General features: G+C 32.9%; 17 protein-coding genes and 1 other RNA gene. 9 read left to right on the forward strand and 9 right to left on the reverse strand.

All coding sequences use genetic code 11. The features are described from left to right. The first annotated feature begins 714 nt into the window (after window positions 1-714). From AC1DCD_RS06020 to dacB, 6 genes are all read left to right on the forward strand, one after another. Window positions 715-2,115 carry a C1 family peptidase gene (locus AC1DCD_RS06020; protein ID WP_464640837.1) on the forward strand — a complete coding sequence of 467 codons (1,401 nt, stop codon included), beginning with the start codon at window positions 715-717 and terminating at the stop codon, window positions 2,113-2,115. 489 nt (window positions 2,116-2,604) lie between these two features. Then, complete coding sequence (locus AC1DCD_RS06025) at window positions 2,605-5,775, forward strand: glycoside hydrolase family 2 TIM barrel-domain containing protein (RefSeq protein ID WP_464640839.1); 3,171 nt, start codon at window positions 2,605-2,607, stop codon at window positions 5,773-5,775. Window positions 5,776-6,027: 252 nt separating this feature from the next. Further along, entirely contained in the window at window positions 6,028-7,110 is a 1,083-nt protein-coding gene (locus AC1DCD_RS06030; protein WP_353585614.1) for an OmpA family protein, read from the forward strand. 163 nt (window positions 7,111-7,273) lie between these two features. Further along, on the forward strand, window positions 7,274-7,891 hold the full coding sequence (gene ruvA / locus AC1DCD_RS06035) for a Holliday junction branch migration protein RuvA (protein ID WP_353585615.1): 618 nt from the start codon (window positions 7,274-7,276) through the stop codon (window positions 7,889-7,891). Further along, window positions 7,891-8,319: a PH domain-containing protein gene (locus AC1DCD_RS06040; protein ID WP_353585616.1), complete on the forward strand. Its 429-nt coding sequence runs from the start codon at window positions 7,891-7,893 to the stop codon at window positions 8,317-8,319. Before ruvA ends, AC1DCD_RS06040 begins: the two co-directional genes overlap by 1 nt. After that, a complete protein-coding gene (gene dacB / locus AC1DCD_RS06045) occupies window positions 8,309-9,646 on the forward strand; it encodes a D-alanyl-D-alanine carboxypeptidase/D-alanyl-D-alanine endopeptidase (RefSeq protein ID WP_464640842.1) in 1,338 nt (445 codons plus the stop codon). The genes AC1DCD_RS06040 and dacB overlap by 11 nt, the downstream gene beginning before the upstream one ends. Before the next feature lie 6 nt (window positions 9,647-9,652). Here dacB and AC1DCD_RS06050 read toward each other — a convergent pair whose 3' ends face one another. After that, window positions 9,653-10,654, reverse strand: coding sequence for a DUF4435 domain-containing protein (locus AC1DCD_RS06050; protein WP_036855614.1), 1,002 nt, complete (start codon window positions 10,652-10,654; stop codon window positions 9,653-9,655). A gap of 17 nt (window positions 10,655-10,671) precedes the next feature. Then, entirely contained in the window at window positions 10,672-11,496 is an 825-nt protein-coding gene (locus AC1DCD_RS06055) for an AAA family ATPase (RefSeq protein ID WP_019035979.1), read from the reverse strand. A gap of 202 nt (window positions 11,497-11,698) precedes the next feature. On the opposite strand from AC1DCD_RS06055, the gene cysK reads away from it, so the two are divergent. Together cysK and ssrA are read left to right on the forward strand one after the other, a co-directional pair. Next, window positions 11,699-12,646, forward strand: coding sequence for a cysteine synthase A (gene cysK, locus AC1DCD_RS06060; protein ID WP_464640844.1), 948 nt, complete (start codon window positions 11,699-11,701; stop codon window positions 12,644-12,646). Between the two features lie 153 nt (window positions 12,647-12,799). Next, window positions 12,800-13,198: a transfer-messenger RNA gene (gene ssrA / locus AC1DCD_RS06065) on the forward strand. Between the two features lie 190 nt (window positions 13,199-13,388). On the opposite strand, the gene AC1DCD_RS06070 is transcribed toward ssrA, so the two are convergent. The 7 genes from AC1DCD_RS06070 to AC1DCD_RS06100 all read right to left on the reverse strand — a co-directional run bounded on the left by AC1DCD_RS06070 (window position 13,389) and on the right by AC1DCD_RS06100 (window position 20,926). Next, window positions 13,389-13,754 (reverse strand): hypothetical protein, encoded by a 366-nt coding sequence (locus AC1DCD_RS06070; RefSeq protein ID WP_464653008.1) that lies wholly within the window; start codon window positions 13,752-13,754, stop codon window positions 13,389-13,391. A 65-nt stretch (window positions 13,755-13,819) separates the two neighbouring features. Continuing rightward, on the reverse strand, window positions 13,820-15,133 hold the full coding sequence (gene der, locus AC1DCD_RS06075; RefSeq protein WP_019035976.1) for a ribosome biogenesis GTPase Der: 1,314 nt from the start codon (window positions 15,131-15,133) through the stop codon (window positions 13,820-13,822). A 220-nt stretch (window positions 15,134-15,353) separates the two neighbouring features. After that, complete coding sequence (gene era / locus AC1DCD_RS06080) at window positions 15,354-16,235, reverse strand: GTPase Era (RefSeq protein ID WP_019035975.1); 882 nt, start codon at window positions 16,233-16,235, stop codon at window positions 15,354-15,356. A gap of 110 nt (window positions 16,236-16,345) precedes the next feature. After that, entirely contained in the window at window positions 16,346-17,365 is a 1,020-nt protein-coding gene (locus tag AC1DCD_RS06085; RefSeq protein WP_008446830.1) for a beta-ketoacyl-ACP synthase III, read from the reverse strand. 3 nt (window positions 17,366-17,368) lie between these two features. Then, entirely contained in the window at window positions 17,369-17,554 is a 186-nt protein-coding gene (gene rpmF, locus AC1DCD_RS06090; RefSeq protein WP_008446760.1) for a 50S ribosomal protein L32, read from the reverse strand. A gap of 24 nt (window positions 17,555-17,578) precedes the next feature. Next, a complete protein-coding gene (locus AC1DCD_RS06095; RefSeq protein WP_464640849.1) occupies window positions 17,579-18,097 on the reverse strand; it encodes a YceD family protein in 519 nt (172 codons plus the stop codon). A gap of 450 nt (window positions 18,098-18,547) precedes the next feature. Continuing rightward, window positions 18,548-20,926, reverse strand: a complete 2,379-nt coding sequence (locus AC1DCD_RS06100; protein WP_464640851.1) for a mechanosensitive ion channel family protein — start codon at window positions 20,924-20,926, stop codon at window positions 18,548-18,550. Between the two features lie 164 nt (window positions 20,927-21,090). Between AC1DCD_RS06100 and AC1DCD_RS06105 the strand changes: the two genes are divergently transcribed. Further along, a complete protein-coding gene (locus AC1DCD_RS06105; RefSeq protein WP_464640853.1) occupies window positions 21,091-21,978 on the forward strand; it encodes an ATPase in 888 nt (295 codons plus the stop codon). The last annotated feature ends 50 nt before the right edge of the window (window positions 21,979-22,028 follow it).

Consider the following 22,028-nt stretch of genomic DNA (forward strand, 5'->3'; position numbering starts at 1 on the left):
ACAAAAGTGTAATAATGTATTTAGAATTTCTCACCAATCTTATAAAAGAACACCTCTTCACCTTTTTTACATCAATACACAGCAACATCTTATATTATGCTTGGTAGTTTTATATGTATCTTCCTGTTTGATGTGTGTTAAAACTTAAGATTTTTATTATTGTTAATTGTCTGTTGTCAATCTTTTGCAAATATATCTGTAGCTTGTCTTTGTATAAATATTCTTCTTGGTTTTAAGCATGGATTTGATATTTTTGCTTTTTTATAGCAAAAGGTGTGTTCTTTTATTAGAAAGATGATAGTGTGTTTATTATAAAAAGATAAAGTGTTTGTAAAGAAAATAAATTATTTTTGTTGGAAATTTAATCTATTTTTGATATAAAAATAGGTTATTTTTCTAAGTTAAAGTTATCTTTTTGTATTTAAGAAAGTAGTTTTTCTTTTCTTGTTAGGTTATGTTTTATTTTAAATAAAGGTAAAAAGAGATATAGATGTTTTTATGTATGAGTGAATGTTTATAAAACAGAAATTCTTTTTTAAGAGATTATATATCTTTTAGAGGAATAAAAAGAAAATTATGACTACTTCTTTTTTTAACTCTTTGATTATATCATTATAAATGTATATCTTTGCATTATATAGAGTTTTAGGTAGAGTAAAATAAAATCTACGGTAAAGCAAATAGTTATAAATAAAAGAATAAATAAAAAAACTTATGAGTAAATTTTTAATTCTCTCAACTTTACTTTTTGGAACGCTTACAGTAAATGCACAAACAAGTAATGGTGGCATAGATCAGCAAATGTTACAAAAGATAGAGAGTAACATAACATCGTCTGGTTTTAAGGCTATAGCTACAGCAATGGCATCAAATTCTATAGATGACCTTGCACGCAACACTAAGAACAAGACTCTCTTTGACGATTATTTTAGTATAGAAACTCCTAAGCAAAATATTCATAATCAGAAAAGTTCAGGACGTTGTTGGCTATTTTCGGGATTGAACGTATTGCGCTCTCGTTTTGCTTTGGCTCATAAAGATAGCTTGAAGGTAGAATTTTCACATGTTTATCTTAGTTTTTATGACCAATTAGAGAAATCTAACTTAATGCTTCAAAGCATGATAGACTATGCTTCCAAGCCTTTGGAAGACCCTAAGGTTCAATTTTTTCTTAAGAATCCTATTTCCGATGGTGGAACTTTCTGCGGTGTAGCAGATTTAACAGAAAAATATGGAGTAGTACCTATGGAGGTTATGCCTGAAACTTATTCTTCGGAAAACACCTCTCGTATGGCAAAACTTATTTCTTCTAAGCTACGCGAATATGGGTTAGAATTAAGGAGAATGGTAGCAAGTAAAAAATCGAAGAAAGAGCTTAAATCGCGAAAAACAGAAATGTTAGGCACTATATATAGAATGCTTGCTTTGTCTTTAGGAGAACCTGTGAAAAAATTTGCTTATGCTTTTAAGAATAAAGATGGTAAGCAAGTATCTAAAGCTAAGGTTTATACCCCGCAAGAGTTTTATAAAGAAACAGTGGGAGCAACGTTAAATGGTACATTCCTTATGGTTATGAATGATCCACGAAGGCCATATTATAAGACGTATGAAGTGGAGTATGACAGGCATACCTATGATGGGCATAACTGGAAATACCTTAATCTGCCAACAGATGATATAGCAAAACTTGCAATAGCTTCATTAAAAGATGGGAGAAAAATGTATTCAAGCTATGATGTTGGGAAACAGTTAGATCGTAATTTAGGTTTTTTAGACACAGAGAATTATGATTATGCTACATTGTACAATACAGACTTTACAATGACTAAAGCAGAACGTATATCTACTTTTGATAGTGGATCTACTCATGCTATGACTTTAACGGCTGTAGATTTAGATGAAAATGGAAAGCCTAAGAAATGGAAAGTAGAAAATTCATGGGGATCTAAAAATGGGCATAATGGTTATCTTATCATGACTAATCGTTGGTTTGAGAATTATATGTTTCGTCTTGTTGTAGATAAGCAATATGCATCTGAAAGTATGATAAAAGCTTTTAACCAAAAACCTATAATGTTAACCTCTGATGATCCGCTTTTTGGAGAAGATAAATGAAAAAAATAAATAGATGATAATATGTGAAAAGGACATTTGGTAATATCGAAAGATCCAAATGTCCTTTTATTTGTTGTAGAAAATGTTATGTTATAAGTTGTTTCCAATTTGCCCTTTTTAGGTGGAGTAGGGCTTTCGTTATTTTCTAAAGATTGTGTTTTATTTAAAGAGTGCTGGTTTAAGGGGTGAAATCGGATAATAACCCTACATGGCATTGCTATATGGCTGTATGCCGATTTTTAGTAGGAACGAATATTATACCTTTTATAGTTTTGTAGTTTTTATGGATATGTTAGTACAGAGAAGGGAAAGGTAACATTTGAAATAGTATTTTCAGGCTGATATAAAACTTTATAATTTGATATTTTTTTTAATTTATCAACAAAGATTGAATATAAAAAGTAACAGAGATATTTAATATCTCTTTGATTTTTATTACCTTTGCGCATATAATTTTTACTTGATAATATAAACAAATAAACCTATATAATGAACAAAAAAAAATTATTATTTCTTACTTGCTTATTTATATGTAGCTATACGTTTGCACATTCGCAAGATGTGGAACCAACATTTAATGAACGGCAAAATTTACAGATTAATGCTGTTAATCGTTTTCCTTTACATACCAATTTCTTTGCTTTTAAGCCTAATGATAAAGGATTAGATAATATAAATCCTAAGGAGTCGGGTAATTATATGTCGTTAAATGGTAAATGGAAATTTAAGTGGGTAGAAAACGCTGATCAACGTCCAACTAATTTTTACGAAACAACTTTTAATGATTCTAAATGGGGTACTATAAACGTACCTGCTATATGGGAAGTAAATGGGTTTGGCGACCCTGTATATCTTAATGTGGGTTTTGCTTGGAGAGGAAATTTTAAGAACAACCCTCCATATACTCCTATAAAAGATAATCATGTAGGATCATATAGAAAAACTATAAATATTCCTGATAATTGGGACGGCAAGCAGGTGATAGCTCACTTTGGGTCTGTTACATCATGTATTTATCTATGGATAAATGGTAAGTATGTAGGTTACGCTGAGGATTCAAAGGTAGCAGCAGAATTTGATATAACTCCATATTTAAAAAAAGGTGAGAACCAAATAGCTTTTCAAGTGTTTAGATGGTGTGATGGAAGTTATTGCGAGGATCAGGATTTTTGGCGTTTGAGTGGTATAGCACGCGATTGTTATTTATATGCAAGGGACAAGAAAATTCATTTGGATAATATAAAGATAACCCCAGACTTAATTAACAACTATTCAGACGGAACGTTATATATTAAGGCTAATGTGAGTGGGAATGCTAAACTTCGTTTTACTTTAAAGGATAAGATGGGTAAAGAAGTAGCCTCTTCTTTGAAACTTGGAAATAAGAAAGGTATAGTTGAGACTTTATTTAAAGTAAGTAATCCAAATAAATGGACAGCAGAAACACCTTATTTATATAGATTGGAAGTTGCCACAATAGATCCTAAAAGTAATAAGGTGGTAGAGATTATCCCACAGCAAGTAGGATTTAGAAAAGTAGAGATAAAGAATAAACAAGTTTTGGTAAATGGGAAACCTATATTGATAAAAGGAGTAAATCGCCATGAGATGGATCCTGATGGAGGTTATAATGTTTCGCGTGAACGTATGTTGCAGGATTTGAAAATCATGAAGCAGCTTAATGTTAATGCTGTAAGAACATGCCATTATCCTGATGATCCACAGTGGTATGATCTTTGCGATGAGTTGGGTTTTTATGTTGTTGCAGAAGCTAACATGGAAAGTCATGGCTTTGGATATAGCAAAGATGCACCTACGGCTCAACCTATGTTCGCTAAACAAATAATGGAGAGAAATCAGCATAATGTAGAGACATTATTTAATCATCCCAGCATTATATTTTGGAGCTTGGGTAATGAAACTTGTTATAGTAAGAATTTTGATGTTGTTTTTGATTGGATAAAATCGCAGGATAAAAGTCGTGTAGTACAGTTTGAGCGAGCAGAAAGAAATGGTTATGCTACTGATATTTTTTGTCCTATGTATCTATCCCCTACAGATTGTGAGGCTTATGCGTTAGACGAAAGAAACACTCGGCCTTTAATACAGTGTGAGTATAATCATACTATGGGAAATTCTGGAGGAGGATTAAAAGAATACTGGGATTTAATACGAAAATATCCTATATATCAAGGTGGGTTTGATTGGGATTTTGTAGATCAAGCTCTACATTTAACCCCAAGATATGATGCAAATAAGTCGTTGGCACAGCTTGAACAAGAAGCTCAACAAGTATCAAGTAAAACTCAATATACCTATGGAGGAGATTTTAATAAGCATGATCCATCTGATAATAATTTCAACTGTAATGGTTTAATAGGTCCGGATAGACAGTTAAACCCTCATGCTTATGAGCTTGGTTATGAATATCAGAATATTTGGACAAAACCTATTGATCTTAAAAAAGGTAAGATAGTTGTATATAATGAGTTTTTCTTTCGTGATTTAAGTGATTATGCTCTTGTATGGACTCTTTTGATTGATGGTAAAAAGTTTTCTTCAGGCGTAATCAATAATATAGATGTTCAGCCCCAGCAAACTGTAGATTTTACTTTGCCTTATCAATTGCCAGAGGTGGCAGGAGAAGTTTTGTTAAATGTAGAATTTGTATTGAAAGAAGCTGAGCCATTAATGAAGAAAGGACAACGAGTGGCTTATAACCAGTTTTATATACAAGGAGAATATAGCCCATTAGCGAAAGATAAACCTACTACGGCAAAGGACAAGTTAAAGGTAATAGATAAACCTAAAAAACCAATTATTATTACAAATAAGAAAGGACTATATTTGGAATTTGATAGGACTACTGGATATATTTCACAATATGTTGTTAATGGTATAAGTTATTTAGGTAATAAAGGTACGTTAAAACCAAACTTTTGGCGTGCTGTTACAGACAATGATATGGGTAGTCAGTTTCAGATAAAGATGATACAATGGCATAATCCTATATTAAAATTAAAAGATATACATTATGATAAGGTACATAGAGGCGTTTTTGCAAAGTATCAAATAGAGAATACGGGCTGTAGTTTAGATATTTCTTATATTATTGATAATGAAAACAAACTGCTTGTTAATATGAATATGATTTCAGAAGGTAAACAAGAGTTTGGTTATATGCCTAGGTTTGGTATGATAATGCAAGTGCCATATGAAATGAGTAATATAACGTATTATGGTCGTGGTCCGATAGAAAATTATCCCGATAGAAAGAATTCTCAGCTCATAGGTATATATAATAGTAATGCAGATAAAGAGTTTTTCCCATATATAAGACCACAAGAAACAGGAACTAAGTCGGACGTAAGAGAATTAACTGTATATGATAATAAAAATAATGGTCTAACTTTCATTCCTTTGAAAGGAACAATGCTTACAAGTATCTTACATTATGATATAGACAATTTAGATGCAGGGCTTAATAAGTGTCAAGCTCATAGCTATCAAGTTCCACTTTCTAAATTTACTAATATAACCCTCGATGCTGATATGATGGGTGTTGGAGGTATTAATAGTTGGGGTGAATGGCCTCTAAAAGAATATATGCTACCTATAAAAAATAGGATTTTTGCTTTTTGGATAATTCCTAATAGGTGATAATAGATTATATAAAATGGTAGCGTGTATATATCTATAACAGGTATATATACGCTATTTTTAATGGTATAAGGAAAGGCATAATGAGAAAAAGTATAATTAATAGGAGTTGTAGAATTTTACATATTGGATAGATTTTTGTTTAAGAAAAAATCTTTTTAGTACATAATTTCTCTTTTTTCAAAAAAAACTACTACCTTTGCAGCTATAAAAATTATTTGCTGAAAATAATAAGTTAATATTAAACGTTTTATGAAAAAGTTATTTATCGCACTTTCAATGCTTGCAATGGGCGTTGTTTCGACAAGTGCACAAGTTGCTTATGAGAAGTCAAAGTTGTTAGACAATGTTTACGTTGGTGTAGAGGGTGGTGTTGTTACTCCTATGACATTCAAGACTATCTTCCCTTTAAACCCTGCAGCAGGGCTTAAGTTTGGTAAGTGGTTTAATCCAATGTTTGGTGCAAACTTAGAGGCTCTTGCTTTCTTTGGAAACAATGGTTTTTACACAGGTGCTCCAGGTAGTGGTATTGGTATGTTGGATTCTCATACAGTTGTACGTGGTTTAAATGTAGGTTTGAATGGTAATGTGAATTTCACAAACATCTTTTGTGAATACAATCCAGACCGTGCATTTGAGTTAATTGGTGAAGCTGGTATTGGTTACACTATTTTCTATGGAGACAATAGAGCTGTTAGCCCTGACAATACTCTTGATGACACAGAGCTAACTTCTAAGACTGGTTTGCAGTTCGCTTTTAATTTTGGTGATGAAAAGCAGTTCCAGTTCTATGTTGAGCCAGCAGTTCTTTGGAATCTAACTCATGGTCCTGGTGATGCTGTTCAGTTTAATAAGCACGCAGCACAGTTAGGCTTATTCCTTGGTGTTAATTATAAGTTCATGACTTCTAATGGTACTCATAATTTCAAGGTTTATGATGTAGCAGCAATGAATAAAGAAATCAATTCTTTACGCGATCAGCTTGCAGCTAAGCCAAAAGAGGTTATTAAAGAGGTTGTTAAGGAAGTTCCTGTAGAAGCTCAGAAAGAACTTTGTGTAGAAGATTTGATTTTTGTAACATTTGCACAGGGCAAACATTATCTAACAAATGATGCTAAAGCAGCTTTAGATAAGGTTCCAGAAGGTCGTCATGTACAGATCGTTGGTACAGCTTCTCCAGAAGGTCCTAAGGAGCTTAATGATCGCTTGTCTCAGGCTCGTGCTGATGAGGTAGCTAAGTATTTACAGAACAAGGGTGTTGTTATTGATAGCGCTACTGGTAAGGGTGTTCAAGGTGTAACCTCTAACCGTTTGGCTGTAATTTACGTTAAGTAATATATTTTAATAATAAATATTTAAGCGCATCGAGGTTATTCGATGCGCTTTTTTTTTACCTTTGCAAAAGATAAATATGTTATCCCTCTTTAAAGGCTAAAACGAGTTTTCTTAAACTTATAATTTTTCCAAAGAGTGTTAATATGCATATATACGATTAGTGATGATAGAATATATTAAAGGTGAGTTAATAGAGATGACTCCTGCTATAGCAATAGTAGAAGCATATGGTATAGGATATGCTATCAACATATCTTTAAATACTTATAGTGACATACAGGGAAAGAAAGATATAAAACTTTATATATATGAGGCTATTATAACTGGAGGACGAGATGATAGTTATACGCTTTATGGCTTTTCTTCAAAGCAGGAACGCTCTCTTTATAAGTTATTAATTACAGTTTCGGGTGTTGGAGCAAACACAGCTCGTATGATTTTATCTTCATTTACACCCTCAGAATTGTGTAATGTTATTTCTAATGGTGAAGAAAGAATGCTAAAATCGGTTAAAGGCATAGGATTAAAGACAGCTCAGCGCATTATAATAGATCTTAGAGATAAGATAATTCAAGCAGGTATTGCTAATGAGCTTTATGTAAATACTTCTTCTAACAATTTAAATATTGATACCGCAGTTAAGGACGAGGCTATATCTGCGCTTACGATGTTGGGATTTTCTCCAGTATCATCATCTAAGGTAGTGATAGAAGTTCTTACCAAAGATGCAAATTTACCTGTAGAGCAAGTGGTAAAACAAGCACTTAAAATAATAAAGTGATGAAAGAAATAGATGCTAAGATATTTGGATATAAAATTACATTTATAGATTATGTTAGTTTTCTTATTCTATTTTTTAGCGACTTGTATTGTTTTTGGTATTATGATAGAATGCTTCTTTTCTTATTAGGTCTGTTGATATTTATTATAATACTTTTTGCTGCTGATAGATGTTTACATACTATATATACGCTTACGTACAAAGAAATTATTATTAAAGAGGGTTGGTTTAGTAAAAAGAAAATATTACCGCTTGTAAATATAAAAAATATTACAACACGACCTTTAGTTTTTCAAATGGGACATATTGTTGTATTAACAAAAACAGATGAAACATATATAAGTTTCCAACCTAAGAATAGAATTAAATTTATAGTAGCTATGCAGAACAGAATGAATATATTAATATGTAATAGATATGAAAAATAAAAATATAGTAATATTATTTATTATAGCAATTATATCCTTTCCATTATCTGCAAAAAAACATTTTAATAGTGTAGATAGTATATGTGCTTATTCTTCTAAAAACAGTTCAGAAATAATCTCACAAAAGCAATTGTTTAAAGAGCTTTCCTCAGATACTACAGAAGAAGATGATGCTGATAGTGCTATTATTTCTTTTGAATATAATAATATAGGATCATGGAAAGAAAATATTATTAAACGATTGAATAATATTTTAACAAGTCCTATGCTTAAGACTGTTCAAGCAGGTATTATGATATGGGATTTAACAGAGGATTCTATACTTTTTAAATATAATGAGCGTCTTCTTTTACGTCCAGCATCAACTATGAAGTGTATAACAGCTATTGCTTCTCTTGATAAGCTATCTTCTGCTTATAATTACCAAACTACACTTTATTATACAGGGAACATAAACGATAGCACACAATCGTTAGAGGGGGATGTTTATGTTTTGGGAGGCATGGATCCTATGTTTGGCAAATCAGATATGACTTCATTTGTTTCTGCTATCAAAAATTTAGGCATACGTCATATAACAGGTACATTGTATGCTGATTTATCTTTTAAAGATAATAAAATTTTTGGACAGGGATGGTGTTGGGACGATAAAAATCCGATATTGACACCTTTATTATATAATAAAAAAGATGATTTTTTATATAGTTTTTATCATATGTTAAATTTGAATGGGATCACTATAGCTAATGGTTATGGCATTAGGAATCTCCCTACAAAAGGGAAAGAAATAATAAATATAACTCATAAAATTAGTGATATAATGGATCATATGATGAAGGCAAGTGATAATCTTTATGCGGAATCAATGTTTTATCAATTGGCATCTAATAAAGGAGTTAATAAGCAGTCATCTGCAAATAATGCTCGGTTTTATATTAAACAACTTATACGAAAGATAGGATTAGTTCCGTCAGTATATAAGATAGCAGATGGTAGCGGGTTGTCCCTTTATAATTATGTGAGTGCTGAGTTGGAGGTGAAATTATTACGTTATGCTTATCAACATTCTGATATTTATAACACGCTTCTTAATACTCTTCCTCTTGCAGGAGTTAGTGGAACTCTTAAAAAACGTATGCAAAATACACCTGCTGCGCGAAATGTTAGGGCTAAAACAGGAACTGTTATAGGTGTTAGTTCATTAGCAGGTTATTTAACTGCAGCTAATGGACATGTTATAGCTTTTTCTATTATTAATAATGGAGGGCTATCAAATAGAGTCATGCATAGCTTTCAAAATAAAATATGTATAGCTTTGTGCCAATAAAATACATTAATATTTCTGTGTTAATAATTTCTCAACATCAGCATTTAAGCGTTTATAAGGTGTTGAAATCATATAGCCGACATTACGTCGTAGCATAGGGATAATATCTTTTAGGCTGTGGTTATAACTAGATAACTCATTTCTACGTTGTGTATCATGTAAGGCTGTTTGATTAATTTCACGTTCACGCTCTCTTATAAGTTGATCACATAATTGTTTCATAATAGGTACTATTATTCTATCAAATAAGTGATGTCCTTGTATATATAGATATGTTTCATTTTGATTAACGCCAAGATTTAATATATCATGTTTTATTCTCAAATAGCTTTCTTTAGCATTAGGATAATGTTTTTGTAAAGTCTTGATTTTTTGTTTTACTTTGTGTCTTAATTTGTTTAAGCAGTTGTTAGGAGTTTCTATAGAGAATCTGCTTATGTCTATAATAAAATCAAAATCAGTTAAAGAGAATTCTTTAAACCTTCCTGTACGGTAAGCCCATACATTCCATACAAATAAAGGGAATATGATTTGACTGTAAGTATGTAAGAATGTAGGGAAATCGAATAAATGATGGTCGTTTAAAGTTACAGCTACACATACATCATGCAAGCTTTCTGCATAGCATTGTAAGTTTTCTATGGCATAAGCGTATGTGTGTAGTACATATGGATTATAACATACTTCTTCTGATGTTTCTGTAGCCCCTTGTAAGAGATAATCATAATCAGCATCTACGCAAGCTATCATATTTTCGCCAGCTTGTTTAGATACTATATTCATAAGTACAGATTTCTTCCCTCTTTTTAATACCATTTCCTTTGAAGGTAGCATAACTTCAAAGTAACGTTTATCATTCTCAAATCTTGTGAGCACCATGCGCCAAAAGAAAATATCATCATATGATTCTACATATACTACAATCCTTTTTCTTTTTTCTTGCCCATTTAGTTTATTAGCAGCTTGAATATATGCCGAAGAAATCTGCTCATTTAATCTCTTCCCCATAGTTTATTATTATATTGTTATTCTGTTTGAATAATATCACTCATTTCAGTTACTTTATCCATCCAGCCATTCATTATGACGGCAGGGCTATGTGTTACAAGGATTATCTGAACATTTGGATTAAGTTCTAAAATCATATCTACTAATCGTTTCTGCCACTCTATATGCAGACTAACTTCAGGCTCGTCCATAAAGAGGACATAAGGCAAATTGTCTTCTATTAGTACTGTTAATAGGATTACAAGGATTTGTTTCTCTCCACTTGAAAGCTGGTATGGATATAATATTTCATTAGATAGCATAAACCTTATCTCGTTTTCTGTTCTAACTATAGTCTTTCCAGTGTCAGTAAAAAGATCATCTATTAAGTCTTGGAAAAGCTTTTTTGGCATAGATTCTTTTTGAGCTTTCTGTGCAGCGTCAGTATCCCCAGATTGTAAGATAGAAATGATTCTGTTCCCTATATTTACCTGATAGTCTAAATATTTGCGTTGTAACTGAAATAGTTGCCAGTCTAATTCAGTAGTTAAATTTACGTCTACTTTAGGTATAATACCATTAGAGTTGATTAAAGGACGGTCAAAGGATCTAATAACATCATATCTCACAGTGGTAGCATTGTCTGGACTGACTTTTAATTTTACGTTAGATGGCATTTGATTTAATAAATGCTCTTTATGTGAAAGTCCTTTTACCACCTTATTTATAATAGTACTTTTTCCCATGCCATTAACACCACTAAGGACATTTACCTTACGATGTAATTTCCAAAGGATATGATGTGTACCGCTCCAAAGGTGGTCTATATCTATTTCTTTGATGTAGTCGGCATATATTTGCATAATTATTTTGTTTTTAGGTCTATGAGCAAAAATAAGGAAAAGTTTGTATTATCCCAAATTTTTAACTATTCTTCTTATAAGTAATGGTATTTTATATATAAATAGTATTATAAAAATACCACATATAAGGTATTTTATATATAATAAAAACATTCTACCTTTGTATCTCAAAATAAGTATTTAATATGATAAATATAACATTATGGAAAAGATAGCAAAACGATTAACAGACCTTGTTGGTAACACTCCGCTTGTAGAATTGTCAAAGTATTCTCTATTAGAGGGACTTAAAAAGCCTATAATAGCAAAGGTAGAATATTTTAATCCTGGTGGTAGTGTAAAGGATCGTATCGCCTTGGCAATGATAGAAGATGCAGAGCGGAAAGGTCTTTTGAAACCAGGAGGAACTATAATAGAGCCTACCAGTGGCAATACAGGTGTGGGATTAGCTTTAATATCTGCAGTGAAAGGTTATAAACTCATTCTTACTATGCCAGAAACGATGAGTATAGAACGTCGTAATCTATTGAAAGCATATGGAGCTGTAGTAAAATTAACACGTGGAATAGATGGTATGAAAGGGGCTATTAAGGCTGCAGAGGAATTACATAAAGCAACTTCTGATAGTATTATACTGCAACAGTTTGAAAATGTGGCAAACCCTGAGGTTCATTATCTTACAACAGGGCCAGAAATATGGAATGATGTAGACGGAAAAATAGACATCTTTGTAGCTGGTGTTGGAACAGGTGGCACAGTAAGTGGGGTAGCAAAATACCTTAAAGAGCAAAACTCTAAAGTGAAAATAGTTGCTGTAGAACCAGAAGATTCTCCAGTATTAAGCGGTGGGCATAGTGGTTCACATAAAATACAAGGTATAGGAGCAGGTTTTATTCCTAAGATATATAGTGGTAATCTTGTAGACGAAATATTTAAAGTAAGTAATGATAATGCTATTCTTACAAGTCGTCAGTTAGCCAAGCACGAGGGGCTTTTGGTAGGAATATCATCAGGAGCAGCAGCTTTTGCTGCTTGTGAAATTGCTAAACGCCCTGAAAATAAGGATAAAACGATTGTTACTTTGTTACCCGATACGGGCGAACGTTATCTTTCTACAGTCCTTTATGCTTTTGAGGAATATCCTCTTTAATATGAATGATTGCCAGCTATATAAGATAAAATTAAGTGAAATTATGCTTGATAAATGCTCTTTAGCTACTTATATATATGTAAAGAAACTGTAAAATGTAGTATAAATTCTGCAGATTCAATAAATTATGTATACCTTTGTAAAGCATACTAAGGGCTTGTATGGATTTGACGGCAAGACGGAATGGTATGTAAGCATGCGGAGGCTCGGCGGCTACCTCCTAAATCAGAGTGGTCAAAGAATTAATTGGCGAAAACAATTACGCTCTCGCTGCCTAATCGAAGTATAGTAGGTTACAGGCTTTATCCGGTTATTAGATAGCTGGACGAGACATCGCTCCAAGGATGTTGTTCCGAATCTGAGGGTTCAGCGGTGCAGGTAATCGGAAATAGTTTTTGTAAGTCCTCGCTGCAAAGATGAAATTAAGAGGATAAGGCATTGGTTGGTGGTTCAGGTCTTGCCAATGCTCGAAAACCAAAGACTGGAATAAGCATGTAGAAAGCATATGGTTTCCTTGTGCGGACCGGAGTTCGAGTCTCCGCAAGTCCACTAAAAGAGAAGGTTGATAGTTACTTTGCGTGGCTATCAACCTTTTTTACATTCTCTTTTGGAACATTATAATATGTGTAGGGTATTAAAATGGATAAACGAAGCTATATAGAAACGTTACTGCTTATTAAAGTTAAAAGCAATATAATAATATTGCTTTAAAGCCTTTATAAAAGGATAGCAATACTTCTTTTTATAACATTAGCCATCTGTTTTTATATTTTATCATACGAGCAATTATTTGATCTTTAGTTTTATTAGCACGATGTAAAACAAGATAAACATTAACTATGCTATCTTTAGTTAAAGCAGAAGTGTTAGAAATAGTAATGGAATCTATTTTTGCTTGATCTTTAAAACGTGCTTTTGAAAACTTTTCTAAATTTATTTTTAATTGTTTTTGGTATGATACTGGCAAATGTTGCGAACGGAATTCTCCTTTTATACAATAATTATAATGTCCTTTACGCAGTTGTTCATAATAATATTGTGCTTTCTGAGCAGCTTCTTGCTCATATTTAGATGCTTTATTGTTGTTTGTTCTACAATTTGTAAGCATAGTGAGGAGTAGTGCTGCTATAAAGAAAATTATTTTATAACGCCTATACATATTTATCTTTTTAATTATTTCTGACGAATAAAAATATTAATAGGGCACCCATGTAAGTTCCAGTTAGCACGAATCTGATTTTCTAAGAAACGACGATACTGCTCTTTTATATACTGAGGTAAGTTTGCATAGAAAACGAAAGATGGTATCTGTGTGTTAGGAAGCTGAGAACAATACTTTATTTTTATAAACTTTCCTTTAACCGACTGTGGCGGTGTACCTTCTATAATAGGTAACATAACCTCGTTAAGCTTGTTTGTTCCAATATGTATCTTTCTGTTTTTATATACTTCCTTAGCAGTTTCTAATACTTTAAAAATACGCTGCTTGGTTAATGCTGATGCAAATATGATGGGGAAATCTACAAAAGGAGCCATACGACAACGAATGGCATTAACAAAAGTATCTATTACCTTTTGATTTTTATCTTGCACTAAATCCCATTTATTTACTACTACGACAAGGCTTTTATTATTGCGTTGAATGAGTTGAAAGATATTCATATCTTGAGATTCAATACCACGAGTGGCATCAATCATAAGTATGCATACATCAGAATTTTCAATGCTGCGAATAGAACGCATAACAGAATAAAACTCTAAGTCTTCACTTACCTTGTTTTTACGGCGTATGCCTGCGGTATCTACAAGATAGAAATCGAATCCAAACTTATTATATCGAGTATATATACTGTCGCGTGTTGTACCTGCTATTTCTGTTACAATATTACGTTCTTCTCCAATAAAAGAATTTATAAGACTCGACTTTCCTGCGTTAGGTCGCCCCACTACGGCAAAGCGTGGTATATCATCATCAACCTCTTCTTCTGGAACGTCAGTCATCTTCTCAAGAAGAATATCTAACAAATCGCCTGTACCGCTACCTGTTTGTGCACTAATACAGATAGGATCTCCCAAACCAAGCTTGTAAAACTCTGCAGAAGTATAATATTCTCCCATATTATCTACTTTGTTAGCAACCAATAATACCGGTAAATTTGTGCGACGCAAAATAAGAGCAACGTCCTCGTCCCAATCGGTTATACCTGTTTCGGTGTCTACTAAAAAGAGTACTATGTCTGCCTCTTCTGTTGCCACAAGAACCTGCTGCCGAATAGCATCTTCAAAAATATCATCAGATTTTACTACCCAACCGCCTGTATCGACTACTGAAAACTCACGTCCATTCCATAAGCATTTACCATACTGACGGTCACGAGTTGTACCTGCCACATCGCTCACAATGGCATGGCGTGTCTTTGTTAATCTATTAAAAAGCGTTGATTTGCCTACATTAGGGCGACCAACTATTGCTACTAAATTTGCCATTCTCTTAATGAGTCTTATCCCTTCTCTTATTTCTAAAAGAGGCTAAGGTGAGGTCATTCACCTTTAATTATATAGCTAAGGATGACCATTCCTCAGCTCTCGCACTTTGCGAAAGTAAGCTCTATCTAATATTAGTTATAGCTTTCACTTGGAAAATTTTATAAAAATAAGTCTTAGATGATTGTAACTTCTTTTGAATATAAAAAAGAGTTTTATAAATTTACTCAGGATTATACCCAAAGTTGTTTAGCTCCTTTTGTGAATTACGCCAGTCTTTATCTACTTTTACAAATATTTCCATGAAAATTTTCTTGTTAAAGAATCTCTCTAAGCTCTTACGAGCCTCTGTAGAAACTTTTTTTAATGCATGTCCTTGATGTCCTATAATAATACCTTTCTGACTATTACGTTCTACATAGATGACAGCTCCAATATGTATCTGTTGTTCATTTTCTTTAAAAGAATCTACAACTACCTCTACAGAATAAGGTACTTCTTTATCATAATAACGAAGTATCTTTTCACGAATAATCTCTGATACAAAAAATTTTGCAGGCTTATCTGTTAGCTGATCTTTGTCAAAAAAAGCAGGACTTTCAGGTAATAGTTCATAAATACGTTTGAGGAGAATATCTGTTCCAAATTTGTTTTGTGCTGAAATAGGTAATATTTCTGCATTTGGTAAAAGACTATGCCAAATATCTACCAGCATAACCAGTCTTTGCTGATCGCTCTCATCTATCTTATTAATAAGTAGAATAACAGGTATTTGCATCTTTGAAACCTTCTCTAAGAAATCTATATTTTTCTTAGGATCTTCCACCACATCGGTAACATAAAGTAAAATATCAGCATCAGCTAATGCCGATTCGGAAAATTGTAACATCATTTCCTGCATCTTATAATTAGGTTTAAGCACTCCAGGGGTGTCAGAAAAAACAATCTGAGCATTATCAGTGTTTACAATACCCATGATGCGATGGCGAGTAGTTTGAGCCTTAAAAGTAGCAATGCTAAGCTTTTCGCCAACCAATTGATTCATAAGAGTGCTCTTCCCTACATTAGGGTTGCCAACGATATTTACAAAACCAGCCTTATGCATAATAAAGAAAATGAAATTCTACTATTTATTTTTACTTTTAAACGCACCTAACTTATAAAAAATAAGAAAGATGCGTTTAAAAGTAAATTATATTCAAACTATTTATATACTTACTTCTTTTCAGCTTTAGTTGAGCCGTCGTATGCCCACTTATATAGTGAAGCTCCGTTAACGAAACCTGCTCCAAACGCAGTAAAGAGAATATTATCCCCCTTTTTTAGCTGCGATTCAAAATCCCATAATACTAATGGCATACAAGCTGCACTGGTATTGCCATAGCGTTGAATATTAACCAAAACTTTTTCCATAGGCATATTGATTCGCTTTGCAACAGCTTCTATAATACGAAGATTAGCTTGATGACAAACAACATAATCAATATCGTCTTTAGTAAGATTGTTACGTTCTAACAAGGTAGTACAATCGTCTCCCATAGCTGTTACAGCATAGCGGAAAACAGTACGTCCCTCTTGGTAAGTATAATGTAAGCGGTGATCTACTGTAAATTGAGAAGCCGGACTTACAGACCCTCCACCTTTAACGTGAAGAAAAGGAAGTCCTTTGCCATCAGTTCGATGATATGAATCAATTAAGCCCACACCTTCTTCTGTAGTACCTTCTACCATAACAGCACCAGCACCATCGCCAAATAAAGCGCAGGTCTGCCGATCTGAATAATCGGTAATAGCTGACATCTTATCGGCACCGATTACAATGATGCGCTTATGACGTCCGCTCTGTATCATATTACAAGCAACGTCTAAAGCATACATGAACCCACAGCAAGCTGCAGAGAAATCAAAAGCATAGGCATTCTTTAGTCCTAATTTGCCCAGTACTATTGATGCTGTAGAAGGGTGGATGTAATCTGGTGTTGTTGTTGCAACAATAAGTGCATCTATAGTATCTAAATCGACACCTGTTTTCTTTACCAAAAGTTTTGCTGCCTTGCGAGCCATATATGAAGTACCAAGCCCTTCTTCCGTAAGGATACGTCGTTCTTTGATACCTGTACGGGTAGTTATCCATTCGTCGCTGGTATCTACCATGCGAGACAATTCCTCATTGTTGAGGACATAGTCGGGCACATAGCCAGCAACACCCGTTATGATCGCATTTATATTTTCCATGCTTTATTCAGCTGCTTCCTTCACAATAGCTACCTTACCGCGGTAATAACCACACGTAGGGCATACTGTGTGATATACATAATAAGCACTGCAATTAGGACATACTGCCAATGTAGGTGCTACTGCCTTATCATGAGTTCTTCTTTTAAGTGTACGAGTCTTTGACTGTCTTCTTTTAGGATGTGCCATAATTTCTTTTAATTTAATATATTCTTATTTCTTTAATTTTAATAGAGATTCCCATCGTGGGTCTATAGATCTATCAGTTTTTTTATCATTGCAAACTGAAGAATACTCTTCAAGTTTTTTTACCATAACAGGATTACATTCTCCTTTTGCATGTACATGCCTGATAGGAATGTCGAGTACTAACAATTCGTAAAGGATCCAGGTAAAATCAAATATACCGTTCTTATCGTTTACCACTATAAGACTATCCTCTTCTGAAGTTTTATTTCCAAAGGTTATATCTAGATGCTCTTTTACTTCAATTGACTGATTCATCGAGTCTAAGCAAATATCACAACTAATTACAACACAACCTTTCTCATGCACCTCAATGGAAAAAAAATCCTCTTTTACACGGGTTATATCAATATCCACGTGCACGCAACCACCTCTTACCTCATCTGCCTCAAACGAAGCGAAATAAGTATCGTCAAGGTCGAAAGAGAGCTTAGTAAGTCCATCTTTCAGTGCCTTTAAATTGATTTTGAGGTCTCGTAAATCCATAATCGGTTTGCAAAGTTACGAATATTTTTGTGATTATAAATAAATAAATAAGAAAAAACTATCAAATAATCTTGCATTTATAGTCAGATAAATAGTAAAAGGGCATAATACGCTTATGTTTTATAGTGAAAAAGCAGGCTGTTTTACTATAAAAAGAATAAGCATAGCTATTAAAAATAACTTATTTTTATGATAAAAATAGATTAAAAAGCAATCAAAAATAATTTATTTTTGCTACGCGTAGATATTGTTTTTTTGTTTAAATAGCTTCTTTTTATAGTAGAATAAGTGATTTTTAAGGACTAAAATATTACTTATTATTAAGATTAATGTGGTTATTTTTCTGTAAATATCTACTATGTTTTAATTTATATATGTATATGCCATTTTTTTAGAGAGTGAATATTTATGGTTTTGTCAACGTGCTGTAGTTTTTAGTAAAATAGCATATTAGTCATTTACATTAGGCTCTTCAGATATTTTTTTAATAGTAATCTCACGTTGTGGGAATGGTATTTCTATGTTGTTAGCATTGAGCGTTTCATATATACATTCCATAACCATACTGTCGGCAGCAAAATGTGTAAGTACGCTAACCCAAACATAGATTTGTAGAGTTATTGAGCTATCATCAAAACTTTTAACTCCCACAACTGCAGGCTTATTTTTGCGCACACAAGGTAGTTTGGAAATAGCATCTATAAGTAGCTTTTTAACCTCTTTTAGGTTAGAGCCATAAGCAATGCCCACCTGCATACCATCTAATTCATACCCATGGTTTTTTGTCATGTTTTTATAGCTTTTCGTAAATAATTGAGAATTTTGGAAAGCTATAATTGAGCCATCTGTGGCTTCAAGTAGGGTAGAGGTGTAACTAATGGAGCTAACTCGTCCGCGTATGCCATCGCATATAATATAGTCGCCTATCTTAATACGCCCTGCCATTAAAGATATACCATAGTAAATATTTTCAAGTATATCTTTCATAGCAAATCCGATACCTGTAGACAAACCACCAGATACGACAACTATCCACGTACTGCTTATTTCAAGAATGTTTAGGGAAATAAGTAGCCAGCCACCCCATACTATTACTTGCACTACGTTTATAAGCATAACACTGCGTGAGGAAGCGGAGGTAGGATATTTTATTTCAAGATATAGCCTAACACCATCACATATTGTTTTATTAATGTAGTTGAATAAAAACCACAACGATGCTACTATGGCAAGAGAATAGAAACTTACTTTAAAATTAGAGCCATTAATAAAGTTTACATTAAATAGATGTTTTGAAATTTCGCCCAGATTGAAAACATCAGCAGCCCATAGTATAGATACTATGAAAGAAATTATTAAAGCTATAGGTAAAATGACATAATATATAAAGCGTAAAGCCCATCTTTTTTGTACAGGAACGTTTTTAGAATCGTATTTTTCTCTATATATGTCAAGATAATTGCGAAAGCAAGTTAGTGTAAGAATACATGTTTGCTGCATCATCCACCATATAATACATTGTACGGCTAAGAAAGAATATCCTATCCATGAGCAACAAAGAGCAAACACAAAGACAGCTTGTGAGGCATATGCTAAATAAAGATCTTTGTTAGAAACATGAGAATGGTATCGATAAAGTAAGGTAGCTTGCCAAAGTGTAGCAATAACAAGGATAATGGGGAAAGAAAAAATAACTAACGCACTGGGCATAAAAGTTATGCGATAGATAATAACAACACCACTAACGAGCATGACAGGGAAGTAAAGCCTGTTAGTATATCTTACTTCCTTTGATCTTACGCGTAGTAGTAGTGAGCCAAAGATGACCGCTGTTAGCCAAATAAATTCTAATAACAAGCCACTTGCCATGTATACTAAATCATTAGTTGCTAAAAAGCGTATAATTAGCAGTATGACACCAAAAAATATTAAAGTAGATGTTATAAGTATGTCGCGTCTTCTTGTTAGAAAACCTTCTTGTAGTGATTTGAAACGTTTAAGATTAAAGAGGCGTGTAAGGATATATTTTATAAATAGAAGATTGAGGATAAATATAATTATACCATATAAGACTAAAGAAAGCAAGAACATACTTATTCGTCTTACGTCCCATTGAGAGTATACCATATTTTGTGGGGTATACTTTTCGAGTAAGTTGTTTTTGAGCTGTGAAAGCTTGTAGGTAAAGGTACTTAAGAATTTGATATAGTTTTGTCCATTACTTGTAAAAATGCTTGATTGTATTTCAGAATAACGTTTCTGTGCATAAGTTTCAAGTGATTGTAATTGTCCTTTATTGTAGTCATAATATTGTATAAATTCGCGATAAGAGTCGTTGCGTTCTATGAGCATTCTTCTATTGCTTGTAGCAAGAGTAAGGCACACGTTACGATCTATCTTCATGTGTTTATCCATATTAAAGGTGTACATTGTACTAAGTACATTTATAAGAGAGTCGTAGCGGGCAATATCTTCATTGCTTTTTATAACAACCTCGTGGAAAGGGTGAGTTTGTATTTGGAAATTTTGCCAAAGGTCTATGGCTTTTTGGCAAGCATAAGTAAGGTCAAAGATATTATCATTACTTTGAGAATATAACATCAGTGAGACTTGAGAAGACATATCTCCAAACTCTTTAAGCTGACTTATGACGCGTTCATTAAATATTTTAGAGGTGTTTAGCTGCTTTGTTAGCTCTAAATGTTCGTTTATAAGCTCATGGCGAAGTACAGATAGCGAATTTTTTAAAGAATCCTCCTGTAATACAGCCTTAGAGGGCAAACATAGTAGCGTTATAAAAAAGCAAAGAATATATAAACGTCTTAGCATAACTGAATGTGGTTTTAAGTAAGTTGCAAAGGTAAGCAAAGTATTATTTTTAGTCTTTCTATTTTGAAAATATTTTTTATTTTAACAACAAAATGCTGTTTTGCAAAAGGTAATATAGTAAAATAAAAAAAAATGTGTAGCTTTGTGTCTAAAATTCAGATAATATGATATTAATAGCCGATAGCGGTAGTACAAAGACCGATTGGGCTTTATGTCCTAAAACTATAGATTATAAAGCAAAAGATACGACTTGTGTTCGTTTTAAGACACAAGGTATAAATCCTTTTTATCAGGGAAAAGAAGAAATAGTAAGTATTTTGCAAAACGAATTATTTTGCAAATTTAGCAATGAGCTAAGTGATATAGATGAGGTTTATTTTTATGGTGCAGGTTGTACAGGTGATAAAGCTATTGTATTGGAACTTGCTATAAAGGAGTCGTTTACATATCCTTTTATGCAAAATATAGATAGAGAGATAAACGTTGCAACCGATTTGCTTGGAGCTGCACGTGCGGCTTGTGGTAAGCTGCCTGGTCTTGTCTGTATAATGGGAACAGGCTCAAACACAGGGATATATGACGGATATAAAATAGTTAAGAATATTCCTCCATTAGGTTTTATTCTTGGCGATGAAGGAAGTGGGGCAGCATTAGGAAAACTTTTTTTAAATGCTCTTTTTAAAGAGAAACTTTCCTCAAAGATAAAAGATGTTTTTTTAGAAGAAACACATCAAACTTACTCTGAAATAATAGAACGCGTTTATAGTAAAACATTACCTAACAGGTATCTTGCAAATATATCTAAATTTATAGCCAAATATTTGTATGAATTTGGTTTACATGATATTGTGCAGCAAAATTTTAATGCTTTTTTTGAAAATAATATCATGCGTTATGAAAAAAGTAAGGACTATAACATAGCAGTAGTTGGGAGTATAGGAAAAGTGTTTGAGAAGATTTTAAGGGAATGTGCTGAAAAGTATGGTTATAATTTGACAAATGTATTAGCAGCACCTATAGATGGATTAATAAAATATCATTTAGATAGATGAAAAAAAATGCCCTTAGCTTCACAGCTATGGGGCATTCATTTCAATAGGTA

Source organism: Prevotella sp. C0209C1 (genome assembly GCF_056583855.1).

Excerpts from the sequence above, each read along its gene's own strand:
- AC1DCD_RS06020 (WP_464640837.1), top strand. The coding sequence starts at position 715 with ATGAGTAAATTTTTAATTCTCTCAACTTTACTTTTTGGAACGCTTACA.
- era (WP_019035975.1), bottom strand. The coding sequence starts at position 16,235 with ATGCATAAGGCTGGTTTTGTAAATATCGTTGGCAACCCTAATGTAGGG.
- dacB (WP_464640842.1), top strand. The coding sequence starts at position 8,309 with ATGAAAAATAAAAATATAGTAATATTATTTATTATAGCAATTATATCC.
- AC1DCD_RS06040 (WP_353585616.1), top strand. The coding sequence starts at position 7,891 with ATGAAAGAAATAGATGCTAAGATATTTGGATATAAAATTACATTTATA.
- AC1DCD_RS06050 (WP_036855614.1), bottom strand. The coding sequence starts at position 10,654 with ATGGGGAAGAGATTAAATGAGCAGATTTCTTCGGCATATATTCAAGCT.
- AC1DCD_RS06095 (WP_464640849.1), bottom strand. The coding sequence starts at position 18,097 with ATGGATTTACGAGACCTCAAAATCAATTTAAAGGCACTGAAAGATGGA.
- AC1DCD_RS06105 (WP_464640853.1), top strand. The coding sequence starts at position 21,091 with ATGATATTAATAGCCGATAGCGGTAGTACAAAGACCGATTGGGCTTTA.
- AC1DCD_RS06055 (WP_019035979.1), bottom strand. The coding sequence starts at position 11,496 with ATGCAAATATATGCCGACTACATCAAAGAAATAGATATAGACCACCTT.
- AC1DCD_RS06100 (WP_464640851.1), bottom strand. The coding sequence starts at position 20,926 with ATGCTAAGACGTTTATATATTCTTTGCTTTTTTATAACGCTACTATGT.
- cysK (WP_464640844.1), top strand. The coding sequence starts at position 11,699 with ATGGAAAAGATAGCAAAACGATTAACAGACCTTGTTGGTAACACTCCG.
- AC1DCD_RS06030 (WP_353585614.1), top strand. The coding sequence starts at position 6,028 with ATGAAAAAGTTATTTATCGCACTTTCAATGCTTGCAATGGGCGTTGTT.
- ruvA (WP_353585615.1), top strand. The coding sequence starts at position 7,274 with ATGATAGAATATATTAAAGGTGAGTTAATAGAGATGACTCCTGCTATA.
- der (WP_019035976.1), bottom strand. The coding sequence starts at position 15,133 with ATGGCAAATTTAGTAGCAATAGTTGGTCGCCCTAATGTAGGCAAATCA.
- AC1DCD_RS06085 (WP_008446830.1), bottom strand. The coding sequence starts at position 17,365 with ATGGAAAATATAAATGCGATCATAACGGGTGTTGCTGGCTATGTGCCC.
- AC1DCD_RS06025 (WP_464640839.1), top strand. The coding sequence starts at position 2,605 with ATGAACAAAAAAAAATTATTATTTCTTACTTGCTTATTTATATGTAGC.
- AC1DCD_RS06070 (WP_464653008.1), bottom strand. The coding sequence starts at position 13,754 with ATGCTTACAAATTGTAGAACAAACAACAATAAAGCATCTAAATATGAG.
- rpmF (WP_008446760.1), bottom strand. The coding sequence starts at position 17,554 with ATGGCACATCCTAAAAGAAGACAGTCAAAGACTCGTACACTTAAAAGA.